The sequence below is a fragment of the Maribacter arenosus genome (assembly GCF_014610845.1).
Taxonomy (GTDB): domain Bacteria; phylum Bacteroidota; class Bacteroidia; order Flavobacteriales; family Flavobacteriaceae; genus Maribacter_A; species Maribacter_A arenosus.
In genome coordinates, this window is record NZ_JABTCG010000003.1 from 391,004 (window position 1) to 411,921 (window position 20,918).

The 20,918-nt window shown below is 39.6% G+C and carries 20 protein-coding genes; 11 read left to right on the forward strand and 9 right to left on the reverse strand.

Features of this window, described 5'->3' with window-relative positions:
- The first annotated feature begins 13 nt into the window (after positions 1-13).
- Positions 14-1,177, forward strand: coding sequence for a sigma-54-dependent transcriptional regulator (locus HPE63_RS09780; RefSeq protein WP_188314085.1), 1,164 nt, complete (start codon positions 14-16; stop codon positions 1,175-1,177).
- Between the two features lie 6 nt (positions 1,178-1,183).
- Here HPE63_RS09780 and HPE63_RS09785 read toward each other — a convergent pair whose 3' ends face one another.
- Positions 1,184-1,867 carry a hypothetical protein gene (locus HPE63_RS09785; RefSeq protein WP_223198111.1) on the reverse strand — a complete coding sequence of 228 codons (684 nt, stop codon included), beginning with the start codon at positions 1,865-1,867 and terminating at the stop codon, positions 1,184-1,186.
- A gap of 201 nt (positions 1,868-2,068) precedes the next feature.
- Here HPE63_RS09785 and HPE63_RS09790 point away from each other — a divergent pair, with 201 nt between their 5' ends.
- The 3 genes from HPE63_RS09790 to HPE63_RS09800 all read left to right on the forward strand — a co-directional run bounded on the left by HPE63_RS09790 (position 2,069) and on the right by HPE63_RS09800 (position 5,415).
- Entirely contained in the window at positions 2,069-2,947 is an 879-nt protein-coding gene (locus tag HPE63_RS09790) for a PPK2 family polyphosphate kinase (protein ID WP_188314086.1), read from the forward strand.
- Positions 2,944-4,332, forward strand: a complete 1,389-nt coding sequence (locus HPE63_RS09795) for a M20/M25/M40 family metallo-hydrolase (RefSeq protein ID WP_188314087.1) — start codon at positions 2,944-2,946, stop codon at positions 4,330-4,332. The genes HPE63_RS09790 and HPE63_RS09795 overlap by 4 nt, the downstream gene beginning before the upstream one ends.
- 150 nt (positions 4,333-4,482) lie before the next feature.
- The gene (locus HPE63_RS09800) at positions 4,483-5,415 is read left to right on the forward strand and encodes a peptidylprolyl isomerase (protein WP_188314088.1); all 933 of its coding nucleotides are present in this window, start codon (positions 4,483-4,485) and stop codon (positions 5,413-5,415) included.
- 513 nt (positions 5,416-5,928) lie between these two features.
- Here HPE63_RS09800 and HPE63_RS09805 read toward each other — a convergent pair.
- Entirely contained in the window at positions 5,929-6,123 is a 195-nt protein-coding gene (locus HPE63_RS09805; RefSeq protein WP_027064347.1) for a cold-shock protein, read from the reverse strand.
- Between the two features lie 162 nt (positions 6,124-6,285).
- Positions 6,286-6,924 carry a peroxiredoxin gene (locus tag HPE63_RS09810; protein WP_188314089.1) on the reverse strand — a complete coding sequence of 213 codons (639 nt, stop codon included), beginning with the start codon at positions 6,922-6,924 and terminating at the stop codon, positions 6,286-6,288.
- A 110-nt stretch (positions 6,925-7,034) separates the two neighbouring features.
- Here HPE63_RS09810 and HPE63_RS09815 point away from each other — a divergent pair, with 110 nt between their 5' ends.
- A complete protein-coding gene (locus HPE63_RS09815) occupies positions 7,035-7,577 on the forward strand; it encodes a YfiT family bacillithiol transferase (protein WP_188314090.1) in 543 nt (180 codons plus the stop codon).
- Between the two features lie 350 nt (positions 7,578-7,927).
- Here the strand turns inward: HPE63_RS09815 and HPE63_RS09820 are convergent, their stop codons facing one another.
- Positions 7,928-8,491: a thioredoxin family protein gene (locus HPE63_RS09820; protein WP_188314091.1), complete on the reverse strand. Its 564-nt coding sequence runs from the start codon at positions 8,489-8,491 to the stop codon at positions 7,928-7,930.
- Positions 8,492-8,834: 343 nt separating this feature from the next.
- Here HPE63_RS09820 and HPE63_RS09825 point away from each other — a divergent pair, with 343 nt between their 5' ends.
- Both HPE63_RS09825 and HPE63_RS09830 read left to right on the forward strand, forming a co-directional pair.
- A complete protein-coding gene (locus HPE63_RS09825) occupies positions 8,835-9,758 on the forward strand; it encodes a bile acid:sodium symporter family protein (RefSeq protein ID WP_188314092.1) in 924 nt (307 codons plus the stop codon).
- Entirely contained in the window at positions 9,755-10,798 is a 1,044-nt protein-coding gene (locus HPE63_RS09830; RefSeq protein WP_188314093.1) for a lysophospholipid acyltransferase family protein, read from the forward strand. Before HPE63_RS09825 ends, HPE63_RS09830 begins: the two co-directional genes overlap by 4 nt.
- A 1-nt stretch (position 10,799) precedes the next feature.
- Here HPE63_RS09830 and HPE63_RS09835 read toward each other — a convergent pair whose 3' ends face one another.
- The 3 genes from HPE63_RS09835 to HPE63_RS09845 form a co-directional block, all read right to left on the reverse strand.
- Complete coding sequence (locus tag HPE63_RS09835) at positions 10,800-13,331, reverse strand: M14 family zinc carboxypeptidase (RefSeq protein ID WP_188314094.1); 2,532 nt, start codon at positions 13,329-13,331, stop codon at positions 10,800-10,802.
- An 81-nt stretch (positions 13,332-13,412) separates the two neighbouring features.
- The gene (locus HPE63_RS09840) at positions 13,413-13,784 is read right to left on the reverse strand and encodes a PUR family DNA/RNA-binding protein (RefSeq protein WP_188314095.1); all 372 of its coding nucleotides are present in this window, start codon (positions 13,782-13,784) and stop codon (positions 13,413-13,415) included.
- Positions 13,785-13,863: 79 nt separating this feature from the next.
- Positions 13,864-15,618: an ABC transporter ATP-binding protein gene (locus tag HPE63_RS09845; RefSeq protein WP_188314096.1), complete on the reverse strand. Its 1,755-nt coding sequence runs from the start codon at positions 15,616-15,618 to the stop codon at positions 13,864-13,866.
- Positions 15,619-15,804: 186 nt separating this feature from the next.
- Between HPE63_RS09845 and nusB the strand changes: the two genes are divergently transcribed.
- From nusB to HPE63_RS09865, 4 genes are all read left to right on the forward strand, one after another.
- Positions 15,805-16,752, forward strand: coding sequence for a transcription antitermination factor NusB (gene nusB, locus HPE63_RS09850; protein ID WP_188314323.1), 948 nt, complete (start codon positions 15,805-15,807; stop codon positions 16,750-16,752).
- Between the two features lie 41 nt (positions 16,753-16,793).
- Positions 16,794-17,264 (forward strand): DUF1573 domain-containing protein, encoded by a 471-nt coding sequence (locus HPE63_RS09855; RefSeq protein ID WP_188314097.1) that lies wholly within the window; start codon positions 16,794-16,796, stop codon positions 17,262-17,264.
- Between the two features lie 22 nt (positions 17,265-17,286).
- Complete coding sequence (yajC, locus tag HPE63_RS09860; protein ID WP_188314098.1) at positions 17,287-17,580, forward strand: preprotein translocase subunit YajC; 294 nt, start codon at positions 17,287-17,289, stop codon at positions 17,578-17,580.
- Between the two features lie 107 nt (positions 17,581-17,687).
- A complete protein-coding gene (locus HPE63_RS09865) occupies positions 17,688-19,037 on the forward strand; it encodes a Gfo/Idh/MocA family protein (protein WP_188314099.1) in 1,350 nt (449 codons plus the stop codon).
- A gap of 41 nt (positions 19,038-19,078) precedes the next feature.
- On the opposite strand, the gene HPE63_RS09870 is transcribed toward HPE63_RS09865, so the two are convergent.
- Both HPE63_RS09870 and pepT read right to left on the reverse strand, forming a co-directional pair.
- Complete coding sequence (locus tag HPE63_RS09870) at positions 19,079-19,681, reverse strand: YdeI/OmpD-associated family protein (protein WP_188314100.1); 603 nt, start codon at positions 19,679-19,681, stop codon at positions 19,079-19,081.
- Positions 19,678-20,913 (reverse strand): peptidase T, encoded by a 1,236-nt coding sequence (gene pepT / locus HPE63_RS09875; protein ID WP_188314101.1) that lies wholly within the window; start codon positions 20,911-20,913, stop codon positions 19,678-19,680. The genes HPE63_RS09870 and pepT overlap by 4 nt, the downstream gene beginning before the upstream one ends.
- Positions 20,914-20,918: the final 5 nt, after the last annotated feature.

Genomic DNA, 20,918 nt, shown 5'->3' on the forward strand with positions numbered 1-20,918 from the left:
AAAAAAGTGCACTATGTCAAAGATTTTGGTGGTAGAGGATGAATCGGCTATTCGAAGGGTATTGGTCAAAATACTTTCCGAAGAGAACGAAGCATATCAAGTAGAAGAGGCTGAAGATGGGGTAAAAGGTTTGGAGGCCGTAAAAAACAATGATTATGATTTGGTATTATGCGATATTAAGATGCCAAAAATGGATGGTGTTGAAGTACTTGAGGCTGCACGTAAGATCAAACCAGAAATTCCATTTATTATGATATCGGGTCATGGCGATCTTGATACCGCTGTAAATACCATGCGTTTAGGGGCGTTTGACTATATCTCGAAACCCCCGGATTTAAATCGACTTTTAACTACGGTGAGAAATGCCTTGGATAGGAAGGAATTGGTCGTAGAGAATAAAATTCTAAAGAAGAAGGTTAGCAAGAATTATGAAATGATCGGGGAAAGCAAAGAAATTACGGCTATCAAGGATATAATCGAAAAAGTGGCCCCGACTGATGCCCGCGTTTTGATTACGGGTTCAAATGGAACGGGAAAAGAATTGGTGGCCCATTGGATCCATGAAAAAAGTCCAAGAAGCTCATCGCCTTTTATCGAAGTAAATTGTGCTGCCATACCTTCCGAACTAATAGAAAGTGAACTTTTTGGCCATGTTAAGGGGGCATTTACCTCTGCTGTTAAAGATAGGGCTGGTAGGTTTGAAGCTGCCAATAAGGGAACCCTGTTTTTAGATGAAATCGGCGATATGAGCCTTTCTGCACAGGCTAAGGTACTTCGGGCCCTACAGGAGAATAAAATTTCAAGGGTAGGTTCGGATAAAGATATAAAGGTCGATGTGAGGGTGATTGCGGCAACCAACAAGGATTTGGCCGAGGAAATAAAGAAGAATAGGTTCAGGGAAGATCTTTACCACCGACTTGCTGTAATATTAATAAATGTACCTGCTTTAAATGAGCGGAGGGACGATATTCCTTTATTGATCGATTATTTTGCCAATAAGATTGCAAATGAGCAGGGTATTGTGCCAAAAGCGTTTTCCAAAGGAGCCATAAAACTATTGAAAGGATACGATTGGACCGGTAATATACGAGAATTACGAAACGTTGTTGAACGGTTGATTATATTGGGAGGTCAGGAAGTTACAGAAGAGGATGTAAGGTTATTTGCGAGCAAATAGCATATTTTATTTACAGCCCTTGAGTTTTTCCAAGGCTTCCGCGGTAATTTCCTTAGTCCTAAAATTATAATATTTTTTACCCTCGGAAAGATTGGGAAGCAGCAATTGTTGTTCGCAATGAAAGTAGATGTTTTCTGCAAATGCACGCGCCGATTCGCAATCCACCGAATTCACTATTTTGTCAAGGGATTCGCGGTATTTTTCCAAATAGGTATCAATTTTAACCTCAAATTCCTTCCCACTAGGTTTTTTCATGGCCACCTTTTCCGCATTGGAAACTATAGTATTCATAGCCAATAAATCACTACCATATTTGCTGTTGTGCAATTCATGTTCTTCGATAGATTCAATCGCTCCGATTATATGTTCCAAAGCTCTGTTCAGGAGTATGCGTGCACCGTTCAATGAAGTTGCCTTAGTGGCATGGATTAGATTTGATAGTCCATCGGTAATACTTTCCTCTGCATAATTACAACCACAATCCTTGAGTTGTTTTTTTGATTTTTCAATGGAATTCACAGCCTTATAGGTATAAAACCTGGCTTGGTTTATATCGTCGACCGCTAGGGCCTTCTCAGTCTGCGATTTCACATAGTTTATATTTGAACCTGCGTAATCACAAGCATTATCCACTGTGAAGGAAGAAAACAAAACCAGTAGTACTATTGCTATTAGTGAATAGTTCTTCATAATATAGGTAATTTGTCCGTTGTAAAATTTGGGAATATTACATGGTAAAATTACGCACGAAATGCCTTTGCAACCCATTTTTTTCGTTAGAACGCAGGGTATCACCCATATTTTGGACAAGGAGTGAAATTGCAGGGTTAAACGGTCTTTATTTTTAACAATTAATGCATTTCAACGATAAAAATATTTTATATTCAAGGCATGAAGAATATCGATATAAAGAATTATAAGGCAGATTTAACTACAAATCTAGATATTATACCCACAATTGAGAATTTTGGGGTTACCGACAAACAATTGAAAAAAGACCTAAGAACGGTTCGGAAAGAACTTGGGGAATTTCAAGATATGCTTTATGCCCACGGCAAGTATAGCGTTTTGATTTGTTTACAGGGTATGGATACTTCGGGCAAGGATAGTCTTATTCGGGAAGTATTCAAAGATTTTAATGTTAGAGGCGTGGTCGTGCATAGTTTTAAGGTACCGACCGAATTGGAATTGAAGCATGATTACTTATGGAGGCACTATATCGCCCTTCCCGCCAAAGGTAAATTCGGGATTTTTAATCGAACTCATTACGAAAACGTGTTGGTTACCCGGGTACATCCCGAATATATCCTAGGAGAGAATATACCAGGTATCAATGAAGTTTCGGATATTGATCAGCATTTTTGGGATTCCCGATTTGATCAAATCATCAACTTTGAAAATCACTTGGCAGCAAATGGGACCATTATCTTTAAATTTTTCCTAAACCTCTCAAAGGAAGAACAACGGCAAAGGCTCCTAAGAAGATTACGTTTAAAACAAAAGCATTGGAAATTTTCCCCTGGGGATTTAAAAGAAAGGAAATTATGGTCAAAATATCAACAGTGTTATCAAGAGGCCATACAAAGGACTTCGAAACCAAAAGCACCATGGTTTGTTATACCTGCAGACAATAAAAAAGCGGCAAGGTTAATTGTGGCCCAAATATTAATACAAGAGTTAAAAAAATACAAAGATATCGCCGAGCCCGAACTCGATGATAAAATAAAGGCTAATTTAGACAGCTATAAACAACAACTACAAAGCGAATGAGGTTTTTGATTATTATCTTTTTTATTTTATTTACTGCGCATCAGGGGAATTCCCAATTTGAAGATGAGAAACAGATAAAGGCTATTTATGATTTGGCGTTGACCAAAGGAAAATCGTACGATTGGCTCAATTATTTGTCCAATCAGATTGGAGGCAGGCTCTCAGGGACAGTCCAGGCCCAGCAAGCCGTGGAGTATACCAAATCACTATTGGATTCTATGGGAATAGACCGAGTTTGGCTTCAGCCAGTAATGGTGCCTAAATGGGTGAGGGGCACTCCCGAATTTGCATATGTCGAGACTACCCCAGGATTAACCACTAACTTGCCTATTTGCGCATTGGGTGGTTCCGTAGCCACACCCTTGGGAGGTATTAAGGCAAATATTATTGAGGTGAACGGCATAGAGGAATTGGCGACTTTGGGAGCGGAAAAAATAACGGGTAAAATCGTGTTTTACAATAGACCTATGGACCCTACACTGATTAGCACATTTGAAGCCTATTCAGGTTGTGTGGATCAACGCTATTCTGGCGCCAAGGAAGCTGCCAAATTCGGTGCCATTGGTGTCATTGTGCGTTCAATGAATTTAAGATTGGATGATTTACCCCATACGGGTGCTATGGATTATGGAAATACCGTGGCATCAAAGCGCATACCTGCGGCAGCGATCAGCACAAAAGGGGCAGAGTTTTTAAGTGCTACCCTAAAACTGAGTCCCAATGCCAAGTTCTATTTTAAACAGAATTGTAAAATATTCGATGACGTTGAATCCTTTAACGTCATTGGCGAAATACGTGGTAGTAAATATCCCGATGAAATTATGGTGATTGGTGGGCATTTGGATTCTTGGGATTTAGGAGATGGATCACATGATGATGGTGCAGGTTGTGTGCAGAGCATGGAGGTTCTGCGGCTTTTAAAAGCAAGTGGTTATAAACCACAACGTACCATTAGGGTGGTGCTTTTTATGAATGAGGAAAATGGGTTACGAGGTGGCAGAAAATATGCCGAAGTCGCCAAAGATAAAAAGGAAAACCATGTTTTTGCCCTCGAAAGTGATGCGGGAGGCTTTACCCCTAGGGGTTTTTCATTCGATTGTACAGATGCCCATTTCGAGCAAGTCAATAATTGGCGACATCTTTTTGAACCCTATCTTATTCATCTGTTTGTCCGTGGTGGTAGTGGGGCAGACGTAGGACTTTTGAAAGATGACGGCATTGTATTGGCAGGTTTACGCCCCGATTCACAACGCTACTTTGCCCATCATCATGCTGAAAATGACACCTTTGAACATGTCAATAAAAGGGAATTGGAACTTGGGGCAGCGGCAATGACCAGTTTGGTCTATTTGTTTGATAAGTATGGGATTGTAAAATCCCCATAGGCTGGTGAAGTAAGGTAGAGTAGAAGGCGCACCCCATAATAAGAGCGACTAAGAATGAATTGTGGATGTATTTCCTTTTGAACATGTCTGCCGAAATTCTTTTACCTAACTAATTTGTATATCTTTGCAGCTCATTAAAAAAAGCGAAAAATGCAAGAAGGAATCTACGCAAAATTCAATACTTCAAAGGGAGAAATACTTGTAAAATTAACTCATGATAAAACCCCGGGAACAGTGGGTAATTTCGTGGCCTTGGCTGAGGGGGCTAGGGAAAACACCGCCAAGGCACTTGGCGTACCTTATTATAATGGATTAAAATTCCATAGGGTTATCCCGGATTTTATGATTCAAGGGGGATGTCCATTGGGTACGGGCACAGGAGATCCTGGTTATAAGTTCGATGATGAATTCCATCCAGATTTGGTACATGATGTCCCCGGAATATTATCGATGGCAAACGCTGGACCTGGCACCAATGGCAGTCAATTCTTCATAACCCATGTGCCTACACCATGGTTGGATAACAAGCATACGGTCTTCGGTCGTGTGGAAGCCGGACAAGAGGTGGTCGATGCCATTGGCCAATCTGATACTATTGAAAGTTTGGAAATCGTAAGGGTCGGCATTGAAGCTGAAAATTGGGATGCTGTGGCTGCTTTTAAAACTTTTGAAAGTTCCAAAACGCAAAGATTGGCAGAGGAAAAGGCCAAACAGGCTAGGGCATTGGACAAGGTAGCAGCGGGTTTCGACGAAACCGAAAGTGGACTTCGGTACAAAATAATTCAAAAAGGAAATGGGGAAAAGGCCAAGGTCGGGCAGACTGTTTCGGTACATTATGAAGGCTCCCTTTTGAATGGTCAAGTTTTTGATTCTTCCTATAAAAGAAATCAACCTATCGATTTTCAGTTAGGGGTTGGTCAGGTCATTCCAGGATGGGATGAAGGTATCGCCTTATTGCAGGTCGGTGATAAAGCTCGATTTGTGATTCCATCGAATTTGGGTTATGGAAGTGCTGGTGCTGGTGGGGTGATCCCTCCAGACGCTACATTGATCTTCGATGTGGAGTTGATGGGTACTAAGTAAGAAATACCTAGTTTTGTGATATTATTTGGCCTCGGTACATACCGGGGCTTTTTTGTTCCAGAGTTCATTTCTTCAACTGCTGGCCAAAACTCGCTAGCAATAGAGCAATATTGATCAATATTAGTATAGATACGACGGCGATGAAAGTAGACATGGTCAGAAATTAATAGGTGTTGTTAATATATAACAACAATAAAACTACTAACCCTACTTTGTGGTTTCAAAAATGTAGGGACATTACTATTTTTTGGTTCCCAAAATGCTTACCAATAAGAGTAATATGTTAATAAAGACCAGTGATAGTAAAATGGATACAAAGGTAGTCATGCCTAAATAGATTATTAGTAATTGTGGGGAATGGTTTTGTTTAACTAATGATGCCCTAAAACGGTAAAGGTTGCGTTAATACTTCAACAAAAATAATTAACAAACCTTAGAGTTGGAAAAAACTTTTAAAAAAAAACCCCCGATGAATTGTCATTGGGGGTACTATAAAAAAGTTAAAATCGTTACCTAGTCAATTACTTTCACATTAACGGCGTTTAATCCTTTTTTACCTTGTTGTAGTTCAAATTCCACAACATCACCTTCTCGAACTTCGTCGATTAAGCCAGAAATGTGTACAAAATGATCTTCGTTCGAACCATCTTCAGTGATAAAACCATATCCTTTGGAATCATTGAAGAATTTAACTGTTCCTTTACTCATAATAAAAATTATTAAATATTAATTAAAGGGCAAATGTAGTTTAAATTATTTAAATGTGTGAAATTTTGTAAGTTATCTTTATGTTATCTCTTTTATTAAATTAATAAAAAACCTTATTCATACTGGAAGAATAATCTGCTGTAGCGATTACATATCCTTGCATTAAGTGGTTGGATCGGGGGTCATTCTTAAATAGGGTTTAACTTCAACCACCCCTTTGTTGAACATTTTTCGCGCTTCATCGGTTGGTATGGCGGGGCTAACAACCACATCTTGGCCATGTTCCCAGTTCGCTGGGGTGGCCACTTTATGATAGGCAGTTAATTGTAGCGAGTCCACAACCCTTAAAAGTTCATAAAAATTACGTCCTGTCGAAGCAGGGTAGGTTAAGGTCAGTTTAACCGTTTTGTCCGGAGCAATAATAAATACAGAACGAACGGTTAAGTTATTGTCCGCATTTGGATGGATCATATCGTACAAATCGGAAACCTTTTTATCTTCATCCGCGATAATGGGAAAGTTCACCGTGGTTTTTTGAACCTCGTTGATGTCTTTGATCCATTCATTGTGCGATGCGGCCCCGTCGACACTCAATGCGAGCATCTTTACATTACGTTTATCGAATTCACCCTTAAACTTGGCCGCCGTACCCAATTCCGTAGTACATACGGGTGTAAAATCTGCGGGATGAGAAAATAGGATTCCCCAACTGTCCCCTAAGTAATTATATAGATTAATAGTTCCCATCGAACTGTCTGCTGTAAAATCCGGGGCCTTATCCCCCAATCGAATTGTTGCCATTTTGGTTGTTTTTAAATTAGTAAACTATTTACCCGATAAAAATAGTAGATAATTGGTTTGCAAACATTCATATTTGGTTAAAACTGTATTAATTTTTCTATTTTTATTGCATGGAAGACGCAAAGTTGGAAGCTTTGAAATACCCTATTGGGCATTTTGAATATTCGCCAATGGTTGGGAAGGATACCATTGACAATTGGATTCAGGACTTGGAAGAATTACCGAATACCTTGAAGAATTTGATAAACCCTTTGACCAGCGAGCAATTGGATACTCCTTATCGGCCTGGCGGATGGACCGTAAGGCAAGTCGTACATCATTTGGCAGATAGCCATCATCATAGCTATACCCGATTTAAATGGGCAATGACTGAGAAGGACCCCGTGATAAAGGCTTATGATGAGAAAAGTTGGAGTGATTTAATTGATGCAAAAACGGCCCCCACGGCCCTTTCCTTGGACTATATAACAGCATTGCATGCCAAATTGGTATTTCTTTTAAAAGGTTTGACCCCAGAGGATATGGACAAGTCTTATGTTCATCCTGACAATAATCTTAAGATTTCAGTTAAAGAGAATATTGGAAAGTATGCATGGCACAGCCGCCATCATTGTGCCCATATCCAAGGATTAATTTCGAGAAAGGGTTGGTAGATCTCATCTAATGTGCTAAGTTTTCGGTTTTTTGCCTCCCATTGAACCGTAAAAGATTACCTAGGTAACAAAATCATCGGTAATGTTTTCAAAGCGATGTTCATTACCGGCGGGGATAAAGAGAAAATCCCCAGGCTTGGAACGACGTTCGTTGTCCATTATTCCAAAAGGCCCCCGAACTCGAAATAATCATGTAAACTTCATCCCGACTATGGGGTTGTTGAAAATCCACTTATCAGGTTTATACACCTTAACGGTTTATGTATCTTGCTCAAATAGTGTTATAAAGGTGTATCACTTGCTGCTCGTTTTAATAGTGCATCGTTTTTGTCGATTTTCATTTTGACGATCTACCGACGATCTGCCCATTTTATACTACATCCAATACTGGGTTTTTGGTTAGGATTGATTTCCCTGCCCGCAATCAACGCCTCAATGGCGTCCCGTAAATCCTTTCCGGTAACGGGAATGTCATTCCCCGGGCGTGAGTCATCCAATTGCCCTCTATAAACAAGTCCCAATGCTTTGTCGAATAGATAAATATCGGGCGTACATGCCGCGCGGTAGGCCTTTGCTACTTCCTGCGTTTCATCATATAAATACGGAAAACCATACCCCGCTTCTTTCGCTTTTTGTTTCATTAAATGCGGCGCATCTTGCGGATAATTAATGATATCATTACTGGAAATAGCAATAAAGGATATGCCCTTTTCCTGATATTCCTTAGCCATTTTTGTGATTTCGGGATTAATATGGATTACAAAAGGGCAGTGGTTGCAAATGAATAGAATTATTGTTCCAATTTCTCCTTTAAGCCCATTCAAGGACAAGGTTTTGCCACTAACGGTATCCATTAGCTCAAAGGGAGGTGCTTTAGTGCCCAAAGGCAACATATTACTTGGGGTATCGGCCATAGTTTCGCATTTAAAAAGTACTTAAAGTTAAAAGTAATTCGTTAATACTATCGGTTGTACATTTATATTTTTAAATTGAACCCATGCGTATGGCCAGTTCAACAGTGATATGACCTAGAACTGATTTTGGAAGTAGGATTGGAAAAAACACTTGCCAAGAAATGCCAAATCGTATAAAAAAAGGAGCTTTCAATTAAAGAATTGTTTGCCTTAATTATTTTTCACAAAAAACAAATAGCGAATTTTTTAGGCGAATGTCTTATCTTGGGATCCGATGCTGGAATTGATGTTGTTTTATACTAGTTAGAACCAACAGTTCCCAACACTAAAATAACCTGACCGTTTGACCGATACCGTGCTTGATACTATTCATATTAATTTTGATAGCCAAACCCTTTGGATATTAAATGCGGTCTTGGCCTTGGTCATGTTCGGTATTGCCCTTGAGATTTCCGTGGAAGATTTTAAACGACTGTTCCAAAGCCCTAAATCTATATTTACAGGTATTTTTAGCCAGTTTTTACTCTTGCCTCTAATTACCTTTCTGTTGGTATGGTTAATCGAACCCATTCCCAGTATAGCATTGGGTATGTTCATGGTAGCTGCATGTCCAGGCGGGAATATTTCAAATTTTATTACCCATTTGGCGAAAGGTAATTCCGCATTATCAGTAAGCCTTACTGCGGTGGCAACCCTACTGGCCGTTTTCATGACCCCTATAAACCTACAATTTTGGGGATCTTTGTACGGACCAACGGCTTCGATCTTGAGGGATGTCGCCATATCACCCTTTGAGATGGTGAAATTAGTTTCCCTTTTGCTGGCAATTCCTTTGGTTTTGGGAATGTGGGTCAATTATCTTAGTCCCGTCTTGGCCAAAAGAATGGCCAAAGTATTGAAATGGGTCTCACTGCTCTTTTTTATTTCTCTGATTTTCCTAGCACTTTACAAGAACAGGGAAATATTTATGGACTATGTTTTTTACGTTTTTTGGATCGTGATCTTCCATAACCTTTTGGCTTTCTTAACTGGTTTTTCCATTGCCAAGCTTATAGGGCTTACCAATAGGGATGTGCGCTCTATTACTATCGAAACGGGAATCCAAAATTCAGGTTTGGGACTACTATTGATTTTCACCTTCTTCGATGGATTGGGAGGGATGGCCTTACTAGCAGCCTTTTGGGGCATCTGGCATTTGGTATCCGGTTTGGTTCTTTCTGGCATTTGGGGGTTTAAGCCGATCGAGAAAGAGGAATTGGCTTCATGAAGATAGGATATAACATTTTAAAGTTTTATATCAGGACCGGTCTGTTTTTTTACTATAAAAAGATTAAGGTTGAAGGTCGTGAAAACATTCCCAAGGACAAACCCATAATATTATTGGCAAACCATCAAAATGCCTTGATGGATGCATTGATGATTGTGATGAACGTCAGGGTTGCACCCTATTTTTTAGCTCGATCTGATTTGTTTAAAAATCGACAGGTAAGTACGTTTTTGCATTACCTGCAAATGATACCCATTTATAGAATTAGGGATGGTAGGGATACTTTAAAGAATAATCCTGCCATTTTTCAAAAATGCGGTGAGCTACTAGCAAAACAAAAAACCATAATGCTTTTCCCTGAGGGAAACCATGGGATTCAGAGAAGGGTTAGATGGCCTATGCGAAAGGGTTTTGTACAGATGATTTTCAGTGCCTTGGAAAAGAATCCGGATCTGGATGTTAGAATTGTGCCTGTAGGATTGAATTATCTTAAAGCAGAAGGTTTTCCAGATAGTGTTGCGTTGCATATTGGGAGGGATTTTGCGGTACAGGATTTTTATAATCCAAAAAATTTGGATGCCACCGAAACCCTACTCAAAGATGAGGTCTATGCCAGATTGAAGCTGCTTACAACCCATATACCCAAGGAGATGGATTATGATAATACGTTGGTACAACTGAGGAACCAAAACGTTGATTATTTAAATCCCTCTAAGGTTAATAGGGCCATCCAAGAAATCGATTCTACTTTATCGAAGACTTCGATTCAAGAGAAAACCCATTGGTTTTCAATACTAAAAAAGTGGATTTTTATTATGATCAACTTTCCTATTATACTCTTGTGGAACAAATTCGTGAAGCCATTGGACCTGGATATAGAATTCAGGACTACCTTACGTTTTGCCGTAGGTCTGATCCTTTTTCCATTATATTACCTAATAGTGTTTATGGTTTTTGTCTATTTGTTAGGCCAAGGATGGGCTTTGGTAATCCTTTTGGCCCTTTTGTTGTTAAACTTTTTGTTTGTAAAGTTGGGCTAGTTTACATTATGTCCCCAAAAAATATAGCATTCATTAGCAATTTATTGGTGCCATACCAAAAGGCCCTAAAATTCGTATTGTCCGTAAAAATAACTGCCCGACCCTTACCGACCCGCTTTACTTGGAACGGAACTGAACCTTTTAAATGCTCTAGGTTTTCCTCCGAGATGTACCCGCTTAATAAAGGGTTGTTGGTATATTGGATGGGATTATTATAACTATTCTTATCGGGTTCAATATAGATGGTCGTGTTTCTGAACAAGGCCAATCTGTCATTCTTATATCCATAATTTATCGGATGTGATCTATCCAATTTTGCTTCGAAAATAGCCCCTCCTGTGACTTGGGCTCCTTTGAAATCATTTTTCATGGCAAAGGAAATATCCTTGGCGACCAACGTGTCTTTTCTGAACTTCAAGGTGATGATCTCATTTTTATCAACCCATTCAGCAACATTTCGATAGCCGATCAAGGTACCCCCATCTTTGACCCATTCCTTTAATCTTTCAGCATCTTTTTTACTGATAGCATTATTACCCGTAGAACTCATACCAGGTATAATCAGATCAGTGTACTTGCTTAAATCCACCTTACTGAAATAGGACATATCCAACTTTGTCAATTGAATGTTGTACCGCGTATCGAACAAATGCCAGATTTCACCAGCGTCATAGGGCCGAATGCCCTGACCAACCAATATGGCCACCTTTTGTTTTTTTATGGGATCGAATTGGTTGCTTCCCAAATCGATACCCTTTGAAAGTCCCGTTGCAACGGCAGTAATCTGCAATTGACTTTCCTGGGCCACTCCTTTTAGAAAAGCGTAAAGCTCCTCTGGATTCAAATCCTGATTCTGAACCGGTATCATAATGGTACCATAATCATAGTTCTTACCCTCTAAGCCGAAAGGGGATTTTGCTACTTTGGCCCTAAGCCCCTTTTCGACTATGCTGTTAAGGGCTTTTGGGGTATAATATTCATTCCATTCGAACAAATAGGCGTAGGTACTCTTACCACTGATATTTCCTATCAAAGGTTCAAGGTCAATGATTTCTTTTCCTAAATGTGAAACATTATTTTCTTCAGCATAATCTACATTGAAAGCCAAAGGCAATGTCCAAGCCGAGATATCATAAAATAGGCTATCGGTAAACGTGGTACGTTTTTCAAACATAGCCTTGATCAATCGATTGTTTTTTTGATCTAGGGGTATTACGTAGCTAGATTCTTTTTTATAACTTTTTCCATTTATCGTCGCATCATTCGACAAGGCATGGAATTTTATTTGATGACGATTCAAAATCTCTGCCAAATGCCAGTTTTTAGAAGCATCTTTGCTGTCGCCAAAAACAATGGATCTAACTTTGCTTTTGGACGCTTCCGCTCGTGAATCCTTAAAAAACCCGCGTTGATAATCCAATAGCTTAATCCTTAAGTTTTTAGCAGCTTCAATGGTAGACAAGGCCGTTGTAAACTGATTTCGTATAGTGAATGGGAAGGTCAATAGGCCGTTTTCCGATTCTTGAACATGACCCCGGGAACTGCCTTGTTCGAACAAAATACCTATTCCCCCGTTGACATCCGGGAAAGTAGAACCTTTGCCATAGTAGTAATCGTCATAATTTTCCTCAGAATAATAGAGCGAACCTATTTTGTCCAAGGCTTTCGCATGGTAGGTACCTATTTCAGCGGTCAACTCCTGATTCATTTTAGGGGTCAATGGGTGTACCCTGGTGGGTTCGCCCGGTTGGAAAAAGAAGGTGGAATTCGTTCCCATTTCATGATGGTCAGTAAGGATATTTGGCTTCCATTTATGATAACTCTTGATACGTGCCCTACTTTCAGGCAACTGTACAGGTAACCAATCACGGTTCATGTCGAACCAATAATGGTTCGTCCGTCCGTTAGGCCAAACCTCGTGAAATTCCCTTTCATTCTTGTCAGGCACCGAATTGATACTCTTATTTGTGTTGGCCCAATAGGCAAAGCGTTGCAATCCGTCAGGATTGAAAGAAGGATCCATAAGAATAACCAGGTTGTCTAAAAGGGCATTGATCTCCGGACCTTCTGCAGCTGCCAAATAATAAGCATAGGCCAAACCAGCATTGGAACCACTAGGTTCATTACCATGAATGGAGAATCCTTGATAGACCACTACCGGCATGGAATCGGTATTCATTGAAATACCATTGCTTTCGGTCAAGGCAATATGTTCTTGCCTTATCTTTTCAATATTTTGATGATTATTTGGCGATGTAATTGTCAGGAGCAATATAGGTCGCCCCTCGAAGGTTTCACCCCTGTCCTCCAAAGTTATCCTATCGCTTTTTTCGGCCAAGATTTGCATATAGAATATGAGCTTGTCATGGGTTACGTGCCATTCACCGACTTCGTGCCCTATCACCTGCTTGGGTGTAGGAATGTCTTTGTTGTAGGTGACATTCTGGGGAAGATAATAGTTTAGGTCAAGGGTGGACTGAGCTAAAATGCTGCAAGTAGTTAGAAGGATAAGGAAGGTAAGTGGTTTTTTCATCGCGATTGGATTAGCTTTGATAAAAATAAAAAACGACCCTGTATTATCAGGGCCGTTTTACATAGATTATTAATTTTTTCATTAAATGTCATCGAAATCAACATCGGTGAAACTCTCGGTTTCTTTCATTTCCCCGTTTTCATGGAATTCCTCTTTCTTGAAATCCTTTTGATGCCTTTCCGAGATAACTTCGGTCCCTTTTTCCCCAATTATGAAATCCATCATTTCCTCGACGTTTTCCCTGAATGGGGCAAAATCTTCTTTATATAGATAGATTTTGTGCTTTTTATAATGAAACGAACCGTCGTCATGTGTGAATTTCTTGCTCTCGGTTATAGTAAGATAGTAATCGCCGGCCTTGGTGCTCCTTACATCAAAAAAATACGTACGTCTTCCGGCTCTTAATACCTTCGAATGTATCTCTTCCTGATCTATAAAGTCTTTGTCGCTCATTTTTCAAGTTTCTAGTTAATATATTATAGTGTCTATACATCAAAAGTGTAAAAAAAAAGCGTATCGAGCAACATTATCCCTAGTTTTCTTTCTCAGAGAGTTGATGTAAATAGAGTTCTTTATAATAACCATCTACATTGTTCAATTCTTCATGCGTGCCCTCTTGTAATAACCTTCCTTCGCTCAAAACCAAGATTTTATCCGCATTTTTGGCAGAAGATACCCTATGGCTTACAATAATCGTCGTTCTGGAACTTGACGCTCTCTGAAGATTGTTTAAAATGGTTTCTTCGGTCTCCGTATCGACAGCTGACAAACAATCATCGAATAAATAAACTTCGGGGTTTTTTAGAAGGGCCCTGGCAATTGAAATGCGTTGCTTTTGCCCGCCACTTAGGGTAATACCACGTTCACCCAAAACCGTATCATATTGCTTTTTAAATTCTATAATGTTTTCGTGTACCACCGCACTTTTGGCTACTTCAACCACTTCTTCATCCGATGCATTATGGTTACCAAATTTAATATTGTTCTTTATGGAATCGGAAAATAGAAATGCATCTTGGGGAACCGCTCCCATAGACTTTCGTAAATTGTATAAGTTCAGTTTTTTAATGGGGATATCATCGATTAGAATTTCCCCTGAGCTAACATCATAAAGCCTGGCAATCAAATCCAAGATGGTTGATTTACCTGAACCTGTTTTTCCCAGGATAGCCACAGTTTGTCCCTCTTCAACAGTAAAAGACAAGTTTTTCAAGGCCTCTATATTCGTGTCTTCGTAGGTATAACCCACGTTTTTGAATTCTATTTTACCCTTAATAGGAGTATCTTCCGTAACTTCGTTCTTGATATCAGGTTGTTGGTTTAAGAACTCATTGATTCTCTTCTGTGAAGCTTCTGCCCGTTGTACGATCGATGTTAGCCATCCTACTATGGCGACCGGCCAAGTCAACATGTTTACATAAAGCACGAATTCGGCAATAACGCCCACAGAGGCGATTTCGCCTTTTATATATTGTTGGCCTCCGATATATATGACAAAAATATTACTGATGCCTATAAGAAGGATCATTAGTGGAAAGAACCATGCGTTTACCTTCGCTAGGGCCATACTTTTCTGTTTCCCTTCTAATGCCAACACTTGTAATTCCGTATTTATTTGTGGTTCAATGGCATAAGCTTTTATTACCGAGACCCCCGAAAATACCTCTTGTGTAAAAGTGGAAAGGGTAGAAAGGTATTCTTGCACGACCGTGCTCCTCTTGTGTATTATCTTGCTTATTTGATAGATGAGTATCGAAAGAATGGGTAAGGGAATCAATGTATAAGCTGCCAAAGTAGGCGCTGTAATAAACATAATAGGGATTATGCAAATAAACAGGGTTATGGTATTGATGCCATACATTAGTGCAGGGCCAGCATACATGCGAACTTCACTGACGTCTTCGCTAATACGGTTCATTAGGTCCCCTGTCCTATTTTTTTTATAAAAATTCAGGCTTAATAACTGGTAATGATCAAAAACCTCATTTTTTAAGTCGTATTCAATATATCGAGAGACATATATGATGGTTTGTCGCATTAAGAATGTAAAAAATCCGGAAAGTAATGCCGCCCCGACTATAATTAGAATAAATTCCAAAAGCCTTTCTTTAGCCAGCTCCTGGGTGATTTCCCCATTTAAGAAATTTTCAACGGTTGAAATTGATTTTTGAACGTAGGATGGCATCACCAATTGGAATATTTTAGCAATGACCGTAATGACCATTCCCGCCAATAGTTTCAACCAGTATTTTTTAAAGTATTTATTAAGATGCCTAAGTTCCTTCATATAGCCGGTCAGCTTCGTGGTTTTATTTGAAATCAAACCATTCGCCAAAGATAGAAGTTTGACTTAAAACAGTATGTTATAAAACCGATAAATAAGAGAATAGTTGCCATGACATACATAGATTGGAAAATGATTCCTATTTTTGCAGCCTTAGAAAGAAAATCAATCTTACAAAAGTTCTTCGACATGCTTACAAGAAGGCACATAAGGGTAAAGGTTATGCAGTGCATCTATGCGCTCACCCAATCAAAGGATGATTCCCTTGAAAAACAGGAAAAATTTCTGAAAGTAAGTATTGAGAACATGTATACCCTCTATCTCTTAATGCTCAGTTTGTTGATTGAAATCCGGCAATTGGCGGCAGATAGGGTAAAGCTTTCCACCAAAAAGTATATGTCCGATAGAACAGATGAGTTCCCGGACAATAAAAAGTTCGCAAATAATAGGTTACTATTGCAACTGGCCAATAATGGGCGACTAAAGGCCACGCTGGAAAAAAGAAAATTAAAAGATTGGTATCTAAACGAAGAATATGTTAAACTGATCTTAAAAGAAATTGTTGGGAGTAAGGCATACTTGGAGTATATGAAGACACCTTCAAGTAGTTACAAAGATGACAAAGAACTGATTGCCGTTTTGTTTAAGGAAATCATAGCTCCGAATGAAAAGATCTATGAATATCTTGAAGATGATAAGTTAACCTGGGTAGATGATATTCCCATTGTCAACACCTTTGTGTTTAAGCAATTGAAAAAGGTAAAAGAGGACCAAGGTGAATCTTACTTTTTGCCAAGATTATTGAAGGATGACGAAGATATGTTGTTCGCACAAGAATTATTGACCAAGACTTTATTGAACAATACCCAATGGGAAATCGAAATAGAAGGAAAGACCCCGAACTGGGATAAAGATCGCATTGCAGATATCGACTCCATATTATTAAAAATGGCTATATGTGAATTGCTTAACTTCCCTTCAATTCCTGAAAAAGTGACTATCAATGAGTTTTTAGAGATTGCAAAGGAATACTCCACCCCTAAAAGCAGTATTTTCATTAATGGGATATTGGATAAACTTGTCAAAGAATACAAATCCGAAGGAAAACTTAAAAAGGCTGGTAGGGGACTTTTATAAATTAATTCTTTAATTTTGCGTGGAATTTTAAATTACTAACAATGAAAAGAGCTATTTTAGGGTTAAGCCTATTTACCATGTTGGCGTTCGTTGCCTGCAAGGAGAACGCATCCAGTAAAGTTAAGACCGATAATGTGGCCGTTGCCGCTGAGCGTGATGAAGCGGCGAAACTTCTACCCGTTATGGAATTTGAAAAGGTCGAGCATGATTTTGGCACAATTACCCAAGGAACACCTCAAGAAACCGTTTTTAAGTTTACCAATACCGGAGACGCCCCTTTAGTGATAACCAAGGCTACTAGTAGTTGCGGATGTACTGTCCCAAATCCTCCAAAGGATCCAATTCCTCCAGGAGAACAGGGAGAACTTTTGGTTAAATTCAATGGAACTGGTCAGAACCAAGTAACAAAGACTATTACCGTAGTGGCGAACACGGTCAAAGGTTCAGTACAATTGAAGATAAAAGCATTTGTGAACCCAAAAGGCGCAGCGCCATTAGGTCCTGTAAAATAAATTTAATTTAGAACGATATAAAATGGGAAGTGGCAGTATAATGGATTTTCTTCCGATGATCCTAATTTTTGTGGTGGCATATTTTTTTATGATCAGACCACAGATGAAAAGACAAAAAGATGAAAAAAGATTCGCCTCGGAATTAAAAAGAGGGGATCGAATTATTACTAAAAGTGGATTACATGGTAAAATTGTTGAATTGAGCGATAAGGATACATCCTGTATTATCGAAACAATGGCTGGTAAATTGAAATTCGACCGATCGGCAATTTCCATGGAAATGAGTAAAAAATTGAATACTCCCGCTACCAATTAAAATTTATACCCTAAAATTATATAGTAAAAAGCCGATGGATTCCATCGGCTTTTTTGTGTCTTTTTATGGGTTATTTGTTATCTTCCATACCAATTAATCCAGCTATAATGAATCGCACAAGAAGAAGTTTTATACAGGGTGGCGCATTGGCTTTGGCCGGTACCGGAGCCGCATTTTTATTCCCAATGGAGTTGTTGGCCACAGTCCGAAAAAAAGTGGCCCCCAACGACAGGATCAATGTGGGGCTAGTAGGTTGCAATGGTATGGGCTTTTCGGATCTTACATCTATGCTCAAGATTAGTGAAACCTATATCATAGCGCTGTGCGATGTTGATGAAAATGTATTAAGGGCGAAGACAGCGGAACTGGGGAAAGCTGGGATAAAAAAGCCCAAATGGTATACTGATTATAGGGAGTTATTGGCGAACAAGGATATTGATGTGGTCATCATAGGTACGCCTGATCATTGGCATTGCCTACAACTGACAGATGCCCTTCAGGCAGGTAAGGACGTTTATTGTGAAAAACCTATTGCGAATTCCATAGAGGAGGCCAATATTATGAAGCGATTCGTAGAAACCAGTGATAGAATGGTCCAGATCGGTCAATGGCAAAGAAGCCAACCCCATTTTGTGGATGCGATCAATTTTGTACATTCAGGTAAATTGGGCGAAATACGTTTGGCTAAGGCATGGGCCTATCAAGGATGGATGCAACCTGTTCCGATTTTAGCCGATACGGCCGTTCCTTCTGGGGTTGATTATAATATGTGGCTCGGGCCTGCACCTATGCGCCCTTTCAATGCCAATAGGTTCCATTTTAATTTTCGATGGTTTTGGGATTATGCAGGGGGATTGATGACCGATTGGGGTGTTCATTTAATAGATTATGCCCTGTATGGAATGAAGGCAGGTACCCCAAAGTCCGTTATGGCCTTGGGAGGAAAATTCGCCTATCCCGATGATGCTTCCGAAACCCCTGATACCCTTCAAACAGTTTATGAGTATGATGGTTTCTCTATTCTTTGGGAGCATGCTACGGGTATCGATGGTGGTAACTATGGTCGTAACCATGGTATTGCCTTTATTGGCAATAAAGGTACTTTGGTTCTGGATAGAGGGGGTTGGGAGGTCATTCCCGAGAATATATTCAAAGGATGGGGTAAAAAACCTGGTAAGCGCATGGAGGCGATTCCTTTACAAAGCAATAAGGGTAACGGCTTGGATCTTCATACTATTAATTTTATAGAAGCCGTGAAAAGTAGGGATGCTTCCGCTTTACATGCGCCTATCGAAGTGGGTTATGATGCAGCTCTGGTATCCCATATGGGCAATGTGGCCTTTAAAACCGGAAACCGTATTTATTGGGATGGCGAAAAAGGTGCTTTTAAAGAGGAAGCCGCAAATGAATTCACTAAGTCCACCTATCACAACGGTTGGAAACTGCCGAATTTATAATAAATCGGGTTTAGTATTTTAATGGGTTTTGGCATTCGCACTCAACAATTGCGGTAGGTGTCGTTGAGTCCAATACCCGAATTGATCATAGGTATTATTCTTTCCAATCGGGATAGTTTGGTTTTTTCTTGCTTGGCGTTTAAAATATACTCGGCATATTCCCTTTGTTTGTAAGGGGACAACTGTGAAAAGGCTTTTTTTGTGTTGGGTTGTTTTTCAAAGACCTGTTCTAATAGTTCAGGCAGTATAAATTTAGGTTTTTTCTTTATCGAAGGGATTAACTGCATACCCTTCTTTTGATTTTCAAGGGCCTCATTCATAAATGATAATACGACCTTGGAATCTATTTCGACAAGTGATTTGAATTTCAGGTGCCGCATGGCCTGGGTCTTTCCCTTTTGAACATTAATGAGAATTCCTTTAGGGTCTTTTAAGAAGACGCCATTGAAAAAACCAACCCCAAAATGGTTTTTGAACCGAGCAATCCAAAAGACGTTTTTACCATTCAAGGTATATACCGGTGCTGACCATTTATAGGCCTCTTCCGCTTTGGTTTTTGCAGCCAAGGCCCGCAACACCGAAATACCTTCTTTAAAGGGATGTTCTTTTTCGTAATAAGCTTCTACTTTAGTTGAAACATTCATGTTTCATACTTTTTGGTTGCTGTTAATTCGCAGATTTTAATGATTACTTCAACGGCTTTCTGCATACTCTCCACAGGCACATATTCATACTTTCCATGAAAATTATGCCCTCCAGCGAAAATATTGGGACAGGGTAGCCCCATAAAACTAAGTTGCGACCCATCGGTGCCGCCCCGTATGGGTTTTACGATTGGGGTAATCCCTATTTCCACCATAGCTTCCTTTGCAATTTCGACGATATGCATGACCGGTTCTACCTTTTCACGCATATTAAAATATTGGTCTTTAAGTTCAAGGTGAATACAAGGCCCATACATTGAATTTAATTTCTCGGTTATTTTTAACAGTAGTTTTTTTCGTTCTTCGAACCGCTCTTTGTTATGGTCTCGAATGATCATTTCAAATTCTGTATGCTCAATTTCACCTTTTATATGGTGTACATGAAAAAAACCTTCCCTTCCGGTTGTATTTTGGGGTGTTTCCTCAGGAGGCAGAATTCCTATGAACTCATTGGCTATGGTTATGGAATTGACCATTTTTCCCTTTGCATATCCAGGATGAACACTTTTGCCGGTGATGACCACTTTGGCACTAGCCGCGTTGAAATTCTCATACTCCAATTCCCCGATTTGGCTACCATCCATAGTATAGGCCCAGTCTGCACCGAATTTCTCCACATCAAATTTATGCGCCCCCCTACCGATTTCCTCATCGGGGGTAAAGGCCACTCTTATTTTTCCATGTTTAATTTCCGGATGCTGCACCAAATACTCCATGGCGGTCACAATTTCGGTAATACCAGCCTTATCGTCCGCACCAAGCAGGGTCGTACCATCTGTAGTAATCAATGTTTGACCTTTGTACTGTAAAAGGTCTTCAAAATAATCTGGAGAGAGGATAATATTTTGAGCTTCGTTCAAGATGATATCTTTACCATCATAATTATTAATAATGCGTGGATTTATATCTGTGCCATTAAAATCAGGGCTGGTATCGAAATGGGAAATAAAACCTATGACCGGAACTTCTTTTTCGATATTGCTAGGTAATGTTGCCATAATATAGGCATGATCATCAATCGTCACATCCCTTAATCCTATGCGCTCCAGTTCGTAAGCCAATTCCGTGGCCAAGTTCCACTGCTTTTCGGTACTCGGGGTTGTTTTTGAATTTGGGTCGCTTTGTGTATCGATTTTAACGTAACTGAGAAATCGATTAATGAGAGTTTCCATCAATG